Consider the following 16,026-nt stretch of genomic DNA (forward strand, 5'->3'; position numbering starts at 1 on the left):
TTAAATAACAGTTTGATTCACCAAGTAAAAAAATCCGTGTAAATCGGTATAATCTGTACAATCTGTGGGCTAATATTTATCTTTATAAATGTACAAACGACGAAAATTGTATTCGAAATGATTTTAGTCCGCATTACGGATAGTCATATAACATAAAACTAATACTTTCTGCCATGAATACACTTTTTAATCTGTTTGAGATTATTAAAAGGGTTGTATTCGTGGCTTTTTTATAGAAATTACCCAAAAAACAGTTATCTCATTTTTTTACATAAAAATTATTATAAAAAATAGAGTAATACCATTTAGACTTTAAATTTACTGTGATAAATCAATTTAACTGTGCGCGTCAGTTCGAGTATTTTATTAAAAAATGCGATAGCTTTTTTTAATAAAATGTATCGAGAACCCTAACATTGTAAGCTTCTCGATACAATTTTGAATAGTAAAGCTGTCGCATTACTATTCAAAATCACTCGAAGAGACGTGGTGTTTTTTTATTCCAGTAAAATCAAAAGTAAAATGGTAAAATCCAAAAATGCTTAGATTTTAATAAAGTATTCCATAAAAGACAAGTTGAATCATGATATTTCAATTTAAGATTAGTTTGTTGAATAAGCACATAAAAGGCTCTTGAGTTAAAGAATCTTCAATGATTTTTGTCAAAATACATTTTTATTGATGAATACTCAAATCTTTAATCTGAGAAATTAATCCAAATTGCTGTAATGTGTTTTTTTCGCCTCTTTTTTTAAATTTTATATAATTTTTATATTAATATTTTAAAGTATTAATTTTTAAAATCGAAAACGTTTTCGGCTCAACGAAAACGTTATAGTTAGTAATTTTCTTAAAATTATCATAAAATTAGTATTATGTTTACGACATATTTTAAAACAAACCATTAAAACAAATTATTAACCAACTTATTTATTACGTATGAAAAATAGTCTACTAAAAGGCTTGATGGTGTTTCTAACGATACTATGTACTAGTTTGACCTACTCGCAAGATGTGTCCGGTACTGTATCTGATTCTAGCGGTCCGCTTCCAGGGGCTTCTATATTAGTTAAAGGAACAACAAATGGAGCACAAACAGATCTCGATGGAAATTTTACTATCAAAAATGTTGGCTCAAACGCAGTTTTGATTTTTAGTTACATTGGTCTTAAAAGTCAAGAAGTAAATGTAGCAGGAAAAAGCTCAGTTAAAGTAATCTTAAAAGAAGACTCAGCTGAATTAAAAGAAGTAGTAGTTATTGGCTACGGAACTGTTAGAAAGAAAGATGCAACTGGTGCCGTTGATCAAATTGGAGCGAAAGATTTTGATAACGTATCTTCTCCTTCTCCAGCTCAATTATTAAGAGGTAAAGTTGCAGGTGTACAAGTAACTCAGTCAAGTGGGGAGCCAGGAGCTGGCGTTGCTATTAGAGTTCGTGGAAATTCTTCTATTCGTTCAGGAAACGGTCCATTAATTGTTATTGATGGTGTGCCATTAGATGGTGGAAATGTTTCTGCTGGTGGGGATAACTTATTAGGTGCTTCTTCAGCAAAAAATCCATTAAACTTTGTAAATCAAAATGATATAGAAAGTATCAGTGTATTGAAAGATGCATCTTCTACAGCTATCTATGGTTCTCGTGGTGCAAATGGGGTTATTGTAATCACTACCAAAAAAGGAAAATCTAAAGAACCTCAATTAACTTACAGTTCGTCAGTTCAATTTAGTAAAATGTCAGGTAAATTTGACGTTATGAGCGCAGATGAATTTGTAGCAGCAGGTGGTGATGACAAGGGTTCAAGAGCTTACAATTGGAAAGATGCAGTTTTGCGCAATGGATTTTCAATGAACCATGATTTGTCTTTTAGTAAAACAACTGAAAATTCAAACACAAGAATCTCTTTTGGAGCTTCTAATACAGATGGTATTGTAAAAAATACAGGGCTGGATAAATATTCTGCCTCTTTTTACAATTCTAACGATTTCTTTGGTGGTGCTTTAAAAGTAGAGTCAAGAATTATATATGCTTCTTTGAAAGATGAAACTACTATTTTATCTAATGACGCAGGTTTTATTGGAAATATAATTGGTACTGCTTTGTATTGGAATCCTACGTTGCCTATTTATAATACTAATGGGACATATAATGTAATAAGCAATACCTATTTGAATCCGGTACAATTATTAAATTCGTATAAAGATTATACTAACACAAATAAATTGTTAGGGAGTATCAATACGACTTGGAAAATCAATAGTAAATTGAAATACCAATTCTTATTTGGTATAGAAAGTTCTACTTCGACTAGAAAAAGTCAATTATTGCCAACAATGCGTATTTTGGATGTAGCTACTGCAGCTGTTCCTGGCTCTACAGATGTAAAGTATGGTCAAGCTAATATCGCTAGTCAAAATAAGTTTAACAAAACTTTTGAGCATACTTTAAATTACAACAATGATTTTGGTGATAATTTTAACTTAGATGCATTAGTTGGGTATTCTTATTATGACTATACTGCTGATGGAAGTGGTGCTAGAGGAAAAGGATATGATAATGCGCAAATTAATCTTATCGACAATATTGAGGGTGGTCTTCAAAATGAATTTAGAGTTTCGTCTTATAGAAACAGAGTGGAATTGCAATCTTATTTTGGTAGAGTAAATGCTACTTTGTACAAGAAATTAATTCTTACGGGAACTTTACGTTCTGATGGATCTACTAAATTAGGGGTAAATAACAAATACGATTATTTCCCATCTGCCGGTATAGCTTATAAAGTTATAGACAACAAAGAGGGTTTGGTCAACAGTTTCAAAATTAGAGGTAATTATGGTATTACAGGAAATCAAGAATTTGCTCCAAACTCTGCAATTGCAAGAGGTTCTTATGGTATTAATGGTACTTTAGGTGTGGATAGCAATGCTAATGCTGATTTGAAATGGGAAACTACTAAATCATATGGTGTAGGAACTGATTTTGAGTTGTTGAACAATAAATTGACTGGGTCTTTAGATTATTTCCAAAGAGATACCAAGGATTTAATTTTCCCTGTACCGGCAGCTGCAACACAACCGGGTCCACCTTCACCACGTTTCAAAAACTTGCCAGGTAACTTAATCAATAAAGGTGTTGAGGTTGCTTTGAGCTACAAAGTGATTGATAAAGAAGATTTAACTTGGGATATCTCAGGAAATGCATCTTTCTTAGAAAATAAAATGACAAATTTTGCTGGGTTTGTATCTACTGGTGGATTAAATGGTCAAGGATTGTCAGGTGCTTATGCACAGGTTATTACTAATGATAAACCAATTTATTCTTATTATATGTATGAGTGGAGAGGATATGATTCTACTGGGAACTCTATTTATGCTGATGCAGCCGGTAATGATACTGGTTTAGGTACAGCGGCTAAAAAGATATTAGATAAACAACCATTACCAAAAATAAATGTTGGTTTCTCTACGAATCTTACTTTCAAAGGTTTTGATGCCAGTGCTTCTTTCTATGGTGCATTTGGTCATTATATTTATAACAATACAACTAATGCCTATTTCTTTAAAGGTGCTTTCCTTGGAGGTAGAAATGTAACTCAAGAAGCTGCTACGTCTGCACAAGCACAAGGTGATCCAAATTCACCTTCCACTAAATACTTAGAAAAAGGTGATTTCTTGAGAATGGGGAACCTAACTTTTGGTTATACAGTTAAAGGAGATGTTTTAGAGAGATTTAAAATTAAATCAGCTCGTTTTTATGTAAACGGTTCTAATTTATTTGTAATTACAAGTTATTCAGGATCAGATCCTGAGGTAGATACTGATAAATCATTAAATGGTGTGCCATCTGCAGGTATGGAATATTTATCATACCCAAGAGAGAAAAGTGTGGCTGTTGGACTTAACGTAACATTTTAATTAAAAAAACAATGAAAAGAATAAATATTATAAAAAGCATCTTGTTTGTCAGTACAGTTGTGCTAGGAGTAAGCTGTACCAATCTGGATGAGGAAGTATTAGATGGAGTTGTTATTTCTAATACTGGGGGTGGTACTGTAAATACTGCATCTTTATTAGTTAAAGCTTATGAAGGTTTACGAGAATTTCAAGGTCAGGGTCAAATGTTTGCTTTGGATGAAATGTCAACGGATGCTTTAGTTGGACCTACCCGTGGGGGTGACTGGGATGACAATGCAACATGGAGACAAATCCATACGCATACATGGGCACCAGATCACAATGAAGTTAGAGGAGCTTGGAACTCATTATTATCAAATGTTTACAACTGTAATTTAGTTGTAGAAAATGGTACGGCATCTGAGGTTGTTCAAGCCCGTTTTTTAAGAGCATTTTATTATTATAATGTGATAGATTTGTTTGGTCAGGCACCATATAGAGAAGCGGGTTCTTCATTAGAAGCAGATCCAAAAGTATGGACTAGACAAGAAGCAACTGCTTTTGTTATAAGTGAGTTAGAAGCTATTGTTGGTACTTTGCCAGCTCGTGTAGCTGGTGATGCAAGTATCGCAAACAAAGATGCCGCTAATTTTTTATTGGCTAAAATGTACTTAAACAAAGGAGTATTTAATGCGGCTGATCCAGCAGGTCCTTATGTTTTTGATGCTGCTGATATGACTAAAGTAGTAACTTATGTTAATGCAATAAGTAGCTCTTTGGCAACAGATTATTGGGATAATTTTAAGCCTGATAATAATACTTCTCCGGAAATACTATTTTCATCTAAGAATTTAAGAGGTGGACAAGGTGGAAATATACAATCAAGATGGAGAATGGGTATGCACTACAATCAAACTCCTGATGGATGGAATGGTTTCGCTACTGTTGCGGAATATTATAACAAATTTGATCCAAGTGATAAACGTATCAAAAATTCGGATCCTGCTATTATAGCTGCTTTTGGTAACCCAGTAGGATTTCAAATAGGTCAAATGTACAAACCAGGAGGAGTGACTCCATTGCAAGACAGAAATGCTAATCCTTTAGTTTATACCGCTGCTTTAACATTAATTACAAGTGGGGCTACTCTAGAAACTGCCGGTATTAGAGGTCAAAAATACGTTCCAGATGCTGCTAATTTAGGCACACCAGAAAACGATTATGAATTCATGCGTTATTCTGATGCTTTATTGATGAAAGCAGAAGCTATAGCTAGAGGTGGAGCAGGTAGTATCGGTACTATTATGGCTGATATTGCTGTTAGAACTGGTAAAGCTGCTTCAGCAGCGACTTTAGATGGAATCTATCTTGAAAGATCAAAAGAATTATGGTGGGAAGGATGGAGAAGAAATGATATGATTCGTTTTGGTAAATTCTTGGCAGCAAGAGAACTAAAACCATATGTGTCTGATAATAGATATTTATTGTATCCTATACCGGCTGATGCTTTGTTCAATGCAAATTTATCGCAAAATCCAGGTTACTAAGGATTGTTTACAATTAATTATGTTTTGAGTTAGTTATAAAGAGGGTATTTATTACCCTCTTTATTTTTTTACACGAGTCTATTTCCTTATTTGTTTATCATTTATTGATGAATAAAAATATTTTTAAATGACAAACAAAAGAAAGTTATAAGCCTTTTCTTACTCCTCTTAATTAGTAGTTGAAATTCGTTCTTTTTTAACGTATTTCTATTCGCTTTATTGGTTTATTTATTTTTTTATATAGTGAATATTACATAAATTGGCATCCTCTAATTACCTAATCAAATAGTATTTTAAATATGTTTAACCGTATTATTTTATTCTTCCCTTTTCTCCTTTTTTTTACTAATTGTTCCAAAGAAAACTTAGAAAATAAAGACTCTCTATTCTCCAAACTTGATGCTTCGCACACAGGAATTAATTTTGTTAATGAAGTTAAGAATGGTGTGGATATGAATGTATTCAAGTACAGGAATTTTTATAATGGAGGGGGAGTTGCTATAGGAGACATCAATAATGATGGACTTTCTGATGTATATTTCACTTCTAATCTTGGCACCAATAAACTCTATCTGAATAAAGGAAATTTTAAATTTCAGGATATTTCTAAAAAAGCAGGTATTGAAGGAACTAAATCCTGGTCAACAGGTGTGGTGATGGTCGATATTAATGCAGATGGTTTACTTGATATTTATGTGTGTAATGCCGGAAATAGTAAGGGTGATCAACAAAAAAATGAACTTTTTATCAATAATGGTAATGATACCTTTACTGAGAAAGCAGATGAATACAATCTTGCCGATACTGGTATAACTACGCATGCTGCTTTTTTTGATTATGATAAAGACGGTGATTTAGATTGTTATATTTTAAATAACAGTTTTATTCCGGTTAGTAGTCTTAATTATTCCAATAAAAGAGAATTACGGGATAAAGACTGGGATGTAGCCGATATCCTTAAAGGTGGAGGCGATAAACTCTTACGCAATGACAACGGAAAATTCGTTGACGTGAGTGCGGCATCCGGTATTTATGGAAGTCTTATAGGTTTTGGTTTAGGTGTTACCGTGGGAGATGTAAATGGCGATTTATATCCAGATATTTATATTTCAAATGATTTTTATGAAAGAGATTATTTATATATTAATAATAAAAACGGAACTTTTGCTGAGCAAATCCAAGGCTGGACATCTCATATCAGTCAGTCTTCTATGGGGGCAGATATGGCAGATATCAATAATGACGGTAAAGCTGATATATTTGTAACTGATATGTTGCCTGAACATGATGAACGTTTGAAAACTACCACAAATTTTGAAAACTATGATTTATATCTTAGAAAAATAAATTTGGATTTTTTCAATCAGTACATGCAAAACACTTTGCAACTCAATAATGGTAACAATCAATTCCTAGAAATAGCCAATCATGCCGGAGTTTCCAAAACCGACTGGAGTTGGGGAGCTTTGCTATTTGATATGGATAATGATGGATACAAAGATATATATGTGTGCAACGGAATTTACCATGATTTAACCAATCAGGATTTTGTTGATTTTTTTGCCAATGAATTCATGCAAAAAATGGTAGTTACAGGCAAGAAAGAAGAAATCGAAACGATTATCAACAAAATGCCAAGCACAGCAATTCCTAACTATGCTTTCAAAAATAATAAAAACCTGACATTTACTAATGAAGCCCAAAAATGGGGATTGGATACGCCAAGTTTTTCTAACGGTGCCGCTTATGGAGATTTGGATAATGATGGCGATTTAGATTTGATTGTCAATAATGTGAATATGGAAGCTTTTGTTTACCAAAATAATTCAGAGAAAAATAAAAAAAATCATTTCGTAAAAGTAAAATTAAAAGGAGACAAACAAAATAAATTCGGTGTGGGAAGTGTCGTTGAATTATTTTCGGGTAACGAAATTATTAGACAAGAGTTAATTCCTTCCAGAGGTTTTCAATCTTCTATTGATTATGTGATGACTTTTGGAATTGGAACCAAAAAAATTGATTCGCTACACGTAATTTGGCCAAATGATAAATTTCAGACTCTTAAAAAAATTGCTAACAATTGCACAATCAATTTGAATATTGCAGATGCTAAATTGAATTATGTGCCTAAAAAGGATATCTCAAAACCATTATTTTCTGAAAAGAAAACACCTTTTTTAGCACACAAAGAAAACGATTATATCGATTTTGATTATGAAGGGTTAATCTCAAAAATGCTTTCGCAGGAGGGTCCATCATTAGCTGTTGCTGATATAAATGGCGACGGAAATGAAGATGTTTTTATTGGCGGAGCCAAAGGGCAAGCCGGTAAAATATATTTAAATAAAGGGAATGGTAATTTTTCAGTTACTGACCAAAAAGACTTAGATGCAGATACTAATTTTGAAGATACTGCAGCCAGTTTTTTTGATGCTGATAATGATGGAGATCAAGATCTATTAGTCGGTTCAGGTGGAAATGAAAAATCCGATCAGGCGAATTATAAAAATCGCTTGTATTTGAACAACGGAAAAGGAGTTTTTGTAAAAAGCAAAACCAATATGCCAACAACTAATAATAACGTTTCTGTAATCGCGCCAAATGATTTTGATAATGATGGTGATATTGATGTGTTTATTGGAAGCCGAAGTGTTCCAGGTGTTTATGGAATTGATCCTAAACATTTGTTATTGGAAAATGACGGAAAAGGAAATTTCACAAACGTAACTGATAAAAAAGCATTCAAAATTAACTCGGTTGGAATGATAACCGATGCGGTTTGGGAAGATATTGATAATGATTCCAAAAAAGATTTAATCTTGGTAGGAGATTGGACAGCACCAATGATTTTCAAAAATACTGGAAGAAGATTGACAGAATTCAAATCGAATCTTACGGATTATCACGGTTTTTGGAATACTGTTAGTTGTGTGGATTTGAATAATGATGGTAAGAAAGATTTGGTTCTTGGAAATAAAGGAACGAATACATCGTACAAAGCAACAAATGCAAATCCAATGAAATTGTTTACCAATGATTTTGATAATAACGGAACCATTGAACAAATAGCAACCCGGTCCATTGATGGGAAGGATTTACCAATCAATCTGAAACAAGAATTGGCCAAACAAATTCCATCCATTAAGAAGAAAAATTTGAGTTATGCCGATTATTCCAAGAAAACATTTCAGGAATTATTTGCTAAGGAAGTGGTTGAAAATTCTATTCAAAAGACAGTGAATATTCAAGAAAGTGTAATTGCTATTAATAAAGGAAATGGCAAATTTGAAATAAAACTGCTTCCGAAAGAAGTTCAGTTTTCCTGTGTGAATACTATTTGTACTATGGATGTGAATAATGATGGGATTTTGGATTTAATCTTGGGTGGCAACCAATACGAATTCAAACCACAATTCTCCAGATTGGACGCGAATTATGGCAGTGTACTTTTAGGAAATAAAAAAGGTGCTTTTTCTTGGACACCTTACAACAAGTCAGGTTTCTTCATAAAGGGAGAGGTGAAACAGCTAAAAACAATAAAAGACAAGAATAAAACTGTTTCAATTATAGCCGTTGTAAATGATAATACCACTAAAATATTTAAACGCAATGAATAATTTTTTTAGAATAGGACTGGCTTCATTGCTGTTTATTGGTTGTTCCAAAAAACAAAACCAATTGTTTGAAAAGCTTTCTTCGGAGGAAAGCAATATTACGTTCAATAACCAATTATTAGAATCCAAAAACATCTCCATTTTAGATTATCTCTATTATTATAATGGAGGAGGTGTTGCTCTTGGCGACATCAATAATGATGGTTTGGTTGATGTTTATTTTACTTCAAATCAAGGTAAAAATAAATTGTATTTGAATAAAGGCAATAATAAGTTTGAGGATATAACCGCAAAAGCAGGAGTTGATGGTCAAAGTGATTGGAATACTGGAACCGTAATGGCCGATGTAAATGGGGATGGGTTTTTAGATATTTATGTGTGTGCAGTTGTTGGTATCAATGGTTTTGAGGGGCATAATGAATTATTTATCAATAATAAGGACAATACGTTTACAGAAAGTGCTGCAGAATATGGTTTAGATCTTGATAATTATAGTACTTCAGTTGCTTTTCTGGACTATGATTTAGATGGGGATTTAGATATGTATTTGTTAAATCACGCAGTGCACTCTGAGCTATCCTTTGGGGCAGCCAGTATCCGAAATAATAGAAACTATGAATGTGGTGACAAATTATTTAGAAACGATGACGGGAAATTTGTAGATGTTAGTGTGCAAGCAGGAATTTTTGGTGGAGCCAATGGATACGGTTTAGGTTTGGCGGTATCTGATTTTAATTTGGATGGTTACCCAGATATTTATGTGGGCAATGATTTTCATGAAGACGATTACTATTACCTAAATAATGGAGATGGCACTTTTACGGAAAGTTTAAAACAATACTTCGGGCATACAAGTAGATTCTCGATGGGTGTTGATGTTACCGATGTTAATCATGATGGGTTTCCGGATATCCTTAGCTTAGACATGCTTCCAGAAGACGAGAAAGTCTTGAAATCTTCATTGGGGGATGATAACGCTCAAATGCTAAAAATGAGAACCGAAAAATTAGGCTATCATTATCAGTACACCAGAAATACGTTGCAATTGAATCAAGCAGGAAATCATTTTACCGAAATCGCTTTGTTGAGTGGTGTAGCGGCAACAGATTGGAGTTGGAGTACCTTATTTGCGGATTATGATCAAGATGGGGAACAGGATATATTTGTTTGTAACGGAATTCCGAAGCGTCCAAATGATTTGGATTATGTGAAATACTATTCAAATGATCAAATAAAAAGCAAAATCAACACCACAAAGTTATTGGATAAAGAAGCTTTGAAGCGGATGCCAAAGGGAAGCGTGACGAATTATGTTTTTCAAGGTTCATCTGATTTGCAATTTAAAAACAGATCGAATGATTGGATAGAAAATGATTCCATTATTTCAAATGGAAGCGGGTATGCCGATATTGATAATGACGGAGATTTGGATGTTATTACCAATAATTTAAACAGCGTAGCATCAGTATATATAAATGCAACCAATAAAAATTCTAATTATTTAAAATTGAAATTGCAGTTTGCTGGAAAAAATACTTTCGGAATTGGTGCCAAAGTAATTTCGTATGCCAAAGGTAAAAAACAATTCAAAGAACTACAAACCACAAGAGGATTTGAATCCTCATCAGAGCCGATGATTCATTTTGGTTATGGAAAAATTGGCAAAGTAGATTCTTTAGTAGTTATTTGGCCTGACAAAACATACCAAACATTGAAGAATGTTAAAACGTGTCAAACGCTTACCATAAAAGCGAACAAGGACAGGAAAGCTTTTGATTACAAAAAATTACATCCTGCCGTTTTACCAATTTTCAAAAAAGTGGAAACGGGATTAGGAATTGATTTTACACATCAGGAAAATGATTATATTGATTTTGTTTTCCAAAAATTAATTCCATACCAACGTTCTGATCGTGGACCTGCAACTGCAATTGGGGATTTGAATGGCGATGGAAAAGAGGATGTTTTCTTTGGGGGTTCCAAAGGTAAAAAAGCTGCAATTTACTTTCAAAATCAAAGTGGATTTGCTAAAAAAGAATTTGCTGAAATCGAAAAGGATTCCGTTTTTGAAGACGCTTCGGCTGTAATAGGAGATTTCAATAATGACAAAATCAATGATTTATATGTAGCTTCCGGTGGAGGTGAAAACGCATCTAATTTACAAGACCGACTCTATTTAAATAAAAACAATCAATTTCTAAAAACAACTTTACCAAAACTGACCCAAAACGCATCGGCTGTCAAGACTTTCGATTATGATAAAGATGGTGATTTAGATATTTTCGTTGCAAATAATTCTGTGAATAACAGATTTGGAAGTATGCCGGATTGCTATTTATTGAACAACAATAAAGGAACATTCACTATCGCTGAAAGTAAAACGTTTTCAAAAATCGGAATGGTTACGGATGCAGTTTTTACTGATTTTAACAAAGATGGAAAAACAGATTTAATAGTGGTTGGAGAATGGATGAAACCTACTTTTTTTGCGAATAAAAACGGTAAATTCACGAATGTAACCGAAACTATTTTTCCGGAAAAAAGCAATGGATTATGGCAGTCAGTAATTCCTTTTGACATTGACCATGATGGAGATGCCGATTATTTGGTTGGAAACTGGGGAATGAATTCCAAATTTAAAGCGTCGCGGGATTTTCCGATGAAGATGTATTATGATGATTTTGATGCCAACGGATCTTATGAAACCATTGTGGCAATAGAAAAAAAAGGACAATATTACACCACATTAGGTCTTGACGAATTAGCAGAGCAATTCAGTGGGATGCTAAAAAAGAAATTCAACAGTTATAAATCTTTTGCAGGAAAAACACTTGAAGAAGTTTTTGATCCAAAAATGCTTGAGAAAGGAAAATTGTTTGAAGTTCACAATTTAAAATCTGGTTATTTAAGAAATGATAATGGAAAATTTACTTTTGTTCCTTTTTCGAATAAAATGCAAGTGGCTCCAATTACTTGTTTTGTGAAATCCAATTTTGATTCAGATGCCAAGGAGGAAGTTTTTGCAGCAGGTAATTATTTTGGAGTTTCCCCTTATCACAGTAGATTTGACGGATTTTCAGGTGCTTTAATCAAAAATGAAAAAACAATATTTTTAGGAAATCAAATCGGGATTGATTTGACTCAAAAAGCAGTCAGACATTTGGATCTAATCAATTTCAATGGTAAAAAATATGTATTGATTACCATAAATAATAAAAAGGCGGAGTTGTATGAAATGCCTTCAATAAAGAAAAAAGGAACCTACAAATTAATAAAAAAATGAAAACGAAAATTTTAAGTATTGCGGTGATTTGCCTTCTTTTTATTTCTTGTAAAAAGGATAAATCTATTATAGTTACTACCAATGAATATCATGCGGCAATAGATAATGTGACTCAAATTATGATTCACGATATATTTTCGCCTCCGGTTGCGAGTAGAATTTTTGTCTACCCGAATATTGCGGCTTATGAAGTAATAGCCCAAAACAGTAAAACCTATGCAAGTCTCCAAAATCAACTGAACGGATTGGATTCTATACCAAAATTAGATTCAAAGAGTGGTGTGAATCAACCAATAGCTGCATTGATTGCACACATGGAAGTAACCAAGCAATTGGTTTTTTCTGAAGAATTAGTGGAAAAATTCAGAGATAGTTTGTATCAAAAATGGAGTGATGAAAATGAAGTAGAGTTTGAAGCTTCCAAAGAATATGGACTTAAAGTGGCTGAACGTATCAAAAAATGGATGGGAAAGGATAATTACAAACAAACCCGAACCATGTCTAAATTTTCTGTTTACGCAAATCAACCGGGAAGATGGCAGCCAACTCCTCCAGCCTATATGGATGCCGTAGAGCCGCATTGGGGAGAAATCAGGACTTTGGTTTTGGATTCGGCTTCGCAGTTTAAGCCAGTGCCTGCTTTGTCATTTTCTTTAGAAAAAAAATCACCGTTTTTTAAAGAAGTACAAGAAGTGTATGACATAAGCAAAGAGATGATTAAAAAAGGAGACAATTCAGAGGAAATTAAAATTGCCCAATTCTGGGATTGTAATCCCTATGTGTCAGTGAGTCAGGGTCACATGATGTTTGCCAAAAAGAAAATCACACCAGGAGGGCATTGGATGGGAATTGTACAAATTGCCTGTAGAAAATCGAATGCCGATTTTGCAAAAACAGTTTTTGCCTACACCAAAACGTCGATTGGAATTTTTGAAGGGTTTATTAGTTGTTGGGATGAAAAATTTAGAAGTAATGTGGTGCGTCCGGAAACCGTAATCAACCAAAATATTGATGAAAACTGGAAGCCTTTATTACAAACACCACCATTTCCTGAATATTCTAGTGGTCACTCTGTAGTTTCTAATAGTTCTGCAACTGTTTTGACATCTGTTTTTGGCGATAATTTTGCTTTTGTAGACGATACTGAGCTGCAATTTGGATTGCCGAAAAGAACATTCACTTCTTTTGATGCTGCAGCTAAAGAGGCGGCAATGAGCCGTTTTTACGGTGGAATTCATTACAAAGCAGCAATTATTAATGGAATTGGTCAAGGAAAGAATATAGGCGATTTTATTGTAAAAAAATTAAAGATGATTAAATAACAATGACAGTTAGAAAAAAAATTATAATAGGATTTGGTGTGTTTTTCTCATTGTTTTTAGTTTGGTATTTACTTATAAAAGAGAGTGACTATGTTATTTCATTTGAAGTTAAAACTGCTACAGGAACCGTTTTTCAAGGTGTTCAAGAATGGTCTTCAATACAACTGAAAAATAATAAAGAAAATTATGTCATTCTTGAGAAGAGAAATTTTGATTTCATTAAACAAGAAATGAAAAAGGGGAATGCTCATATGGAATATACTTGGGATATTCAATCGATAAACGACTCGGTTACAAAAGTAAGTGTTGGAATAAAAGATTTGAATCATAGTTTGTACAATAAAATTACAGCACCTTTTTTAAATACACCTTTCAAAGAAGAACAAATTAAAAAAATAACAGATTTTAAGGATGGATTGAATAATCATCTGAAAAATTTTAAGGTCAAAATTGATGGAGAGGGGATTTCAGAAGAGACATTTGTAGCTTACCTAAGTTTAAAAAGCGTATTGCAGGAAAAAGCACAAACGATGATTGCAAATGATGCAATTATAACCGGTTTTTTACAACAAAATAATATTAAGATAATAGGAAGACCTTATTTAGAAATTCAAAGTTGGGATCTTGATACAGAAACAATCAATTTTAATTATTGTTTTCCAATTGATAAGAGCACCAAAATTATCGAAAATGAGATTGTTAAATTCAAAACATTGCCGTCTATTAAAGGCTTGGAAGCTACCTGTTATGGGGATTTTAGAACTTCGGACAGAGCATGGTTTGCATTACGAGATTATGCAAAAAAACATGATTATAAATTAGAGAATAAAATATTGGAACATTTTCTGGCAAACCCTTTTAATGGAGGGGATGAATTGGAATGGGAAACCAAAATAATTATTCCTTTTTCATCAAAATAAATAATTTTTTACATCTGTTATTTTAACATTTCGAAAACGTTTTCGGTTATTCCGAAAACGTTTTTGTTTTAATTCCTTTCTGAATTGGGAATTTAAAAATTAAATTTAAAAAAAATTAACAAACCACCAATGCATCAACCAAAGAATGGGAAGTAAAATAAAATTAAATTTTTGGCAAATATGGAATATGAATGTCGGTTTTTTTGGCATTCAATATAGTTTTGGATTACAACAAAGTGCTGTAAATCCAATATATGATTTTTTAGGGGCAAGTCCTGACCAAATTCCAATACTTAATCTTGCGGGTCCTGTTACAGGATTATTAATACAACCTTTGATTGGGGCATTAAGCGACAAGACGTGGCACCCAAGATGGGGAAGACGCAAGCCCTATTTTTTCATAGGTGCTTTATTGTGTAGTATTTGTTTGTTATTATTCCCTTTCAGTAGTTCGTTATGGATGGCAGCGGGTTTACTTTGGATTCTAGACGCCGGTAATAATACTGCAATGGAACCTTACAGAGCTTTTATTGCTGATAAATTAGATGATGAACAACAACCTGTTGGTTTCCAGATGCAAAGTTTTTTTACCGGTTTGGGACAAACATTGGCTAATTTATCATTGTTTATTTTTCCAATGATTTTTATAGGAAAAACGGGTTCATTGCCCACATGGGTTTATGCTTCGTTTTTTTTAGGAGCATTTTGCTCCATAGGTTCTATATGGTGGAGCATCAGAACTACAAGTGAAATACCCCCGTCAGAAGAAGAATTAGCTCATTTAAGAGCTGAAAAACGAGGTTTGTTTGAGCCAATTGTAGAAATATTTTCAGCAATCGGGGATATGCCAAAAGTGATGTGGCAATTAGCTTTGGTTTATTTATTTCAGTGGTATGCTTTATTTTGTTATTGGCAAAACTCTTCTAAAAGTATTGCTTTGTCTGTTTGGAACGCTACACCTAAAAGCGACCCGGCGGCATATGAAACAGCGGTTGGATGGACAGGATTAGTTAATGGATGGTACAATATTGTAACTTTTTTGACCGCATTTGCATTAGTAGGGTTTGCCAGAAAATACAGTGCGAAAAATGTTCATGCTTTTTGTTTATTATTAGCGGCAATTGGTTTTTTGACGTTTCCGCATATACAAGATAAAAATTTGTTGTTTTTTGCAATAACAGGTTTTGGTATTGGTTGGGCAAGTATGATGGGGATACCTTATCTGATGGTTGTTTCGGATATACCAAAAGAACGATATGGCGTTTATATGGGAATCATTAACATGATGATTGTTATTCCAATGATCATCCAAAATTTATCATTTGGTTATATTCTTAAACATTTTTTAAATAATGATCCTCGATTAGCAATAAGCTTTGCTGGTGTTCTCTTACTCATCAGTGCCTTTTTTACACTCTTGATTAAAAGTAAAAAAGCTACAAATTAATA

At 33.2% G+C, this 16,026-nt stretch carries 7 protein-coding genes; all 7 read left to right on the forward strand.

The window, feature by feature from the left end:
* Positions 1-939: 939 nt before the first annotated feature.
* The 7 genes from ACNO7W_RS02840 to ACNO7W_RS02870 all read left to right on the forward strand — a co-directional run bounded on the left by ACNO7W_RS02840 (position 940) and on the right by ACNO7W_RS02870 (position 16,024).
* Positions 940-3,912, forward strand: coding sequence for a SusC/RagA family TonB-linked outer membrane protein (locus ACNO7W_RS02840; RefSeq protein ID WP_417936943.1), 2,973 nt, complete (start codon positions 940-942; stop codon positions 3,910-3,912).
* A gap of 11 nt (positions 3,913-3,923) precedes the next feature.
* The gene (locus tag ACNO7W_RS02845; protein ID WP_417936944.1) at positions 3,924-5,438 is read left to right on the forward strand and encodes a RagB/SusD family nutrient uptake outer membrane protein; all 1,515 of its coding nucleotides are present in this window, start codon (positions 3,924-3,926) and stop codon (positions 5,436-5,438) included.
* A gap of 299 nt (positions 5,439-5,737) precedes the next feature.
* Positions 5,738-9,055: a VCBS repeat-containing protein gene (locus tag ACNO7W_RS02850; protein WP_417936945.1), complete on the forward strand. Its 3,318-nt coding sequence runs from the start codon at positions 5,738-5,740 to the stop codon at positions 9,053-9,055.
* Positions 9,048-12,335: a VCBS repeat-containing protein gene (locus ACNO7W_RS02855; protein WP_417936946.1), complete on the forward strand. Its 3,288-nt coding sequence runs from the start codon at positions 9,048-9,050 to the stop codon at positions 12,333-12,335. Before ACNO7W_RS02850 ends, ACNO7W_RS02855 begins: the two co-directional genes overlap by 8 nt.
* Positions 12,332-13,657: a vanadium-dependent haloperoxidase gene (locus ACNO7W_RS02860; protein WP_417936947.1), complete on the forward strand. Its 1,326-nt coding sequence runs from the start codon at positions 12,332-12,334 to the stop codon at positions 13,655-13,657. The genes ACNO7W_RS02855 and ACNO7W_RS02860 overlap by 4 nt, the downstream gene beginning before the upstream one ends.
* Before the next feature lie 2 nt (positions 13,658-13,659).
* Positions 13,660-14,577, forward strand: coding sequence for a hypothetical protein (locus ACNO7W_RS02865; protein ID WP_417936948.1), 918 nt, complete (start codon positions 13,660-13,662; stop codon positions 14,575-14,577).
* 145 nt (positions 14,578-14,722) lie between these two features.
* Complete coding sequence (locus tag ACNO7W_RS02870; RefSeq protein ID WP_417936949.1) at positions 14,723-16,024, forward strand: MFS transporter; 1,302 nt, start codon at positions 14,723-14,725, stop codon at positions 16,022-16,024.
* Positions 16,025-16,026: the final 2 nt, after the last annotated feature.

This window comes from Flavobacterium sp. ZB4R12 (genome assembly GCF_048276375.1).
GTDB classification, from domain to species: domain Bacteria; phylum Bacteroidota; class Bacteroidia; order Flavobacteriales; family Flavobacteriaceae; genus Flavobacterium; species Flavobacterium gawalongense.

Excerpts from the sequence above, each read along its gene's own strand:
- ACNO7W_RS02840 (WP_417936943.1), top strand. The coding sequence starts at position 940 with ATGAAAAATAGTCTACTAAAAGGCTTGATGGTGTTTCTAACGATACTA.
- ACNO7W_RS02845 (WP_417936944.1), top strand. The coding sequence starts at position 3,924 with ATGAAAAGAATAAATATTATAAAAAGCATCTTGTTTGTCAGTACAGTT.
- ACNO7W_RS02850 (WP_417936945.1), top strand. The coding sequence starts at position 5,738 with ATGTTTAACCGTATTATTTTATTCTTCCCTTTTCTCCTTTTTTTTACT.
- ACNO7W_RS02855 (WP_417936946.1), top strand. The coding sequence starts at position 9,048 with ATGAATAATTTTTTTAGAATAGGACTGGCTTCATTGCTGTTTATTGGT.
- ACNO7W_RS02860 (WP_417936947.1), top strand. The coding sequence starts at position 12,332 with ATGAAAACGAAAATTTTAAGTATTGCGGTGATTTGCCTTCTTTTTATT.
- ACNO7W_RS02865 (WP_417936948.1), top strand. The coding sequence starts at position 13,660 with ATGACAGTTAGAAAAAAAATTATAATAGGATTTGGTGTGTTTTTCTCA.
- ACNO7W_RS02870 (WP_417936949.1), top strand. The coding sequence starts at position 14,723 with ATGGGAAGTAAAATAAAATTAAATTTTTGGCAAATATGGAATATGAAT.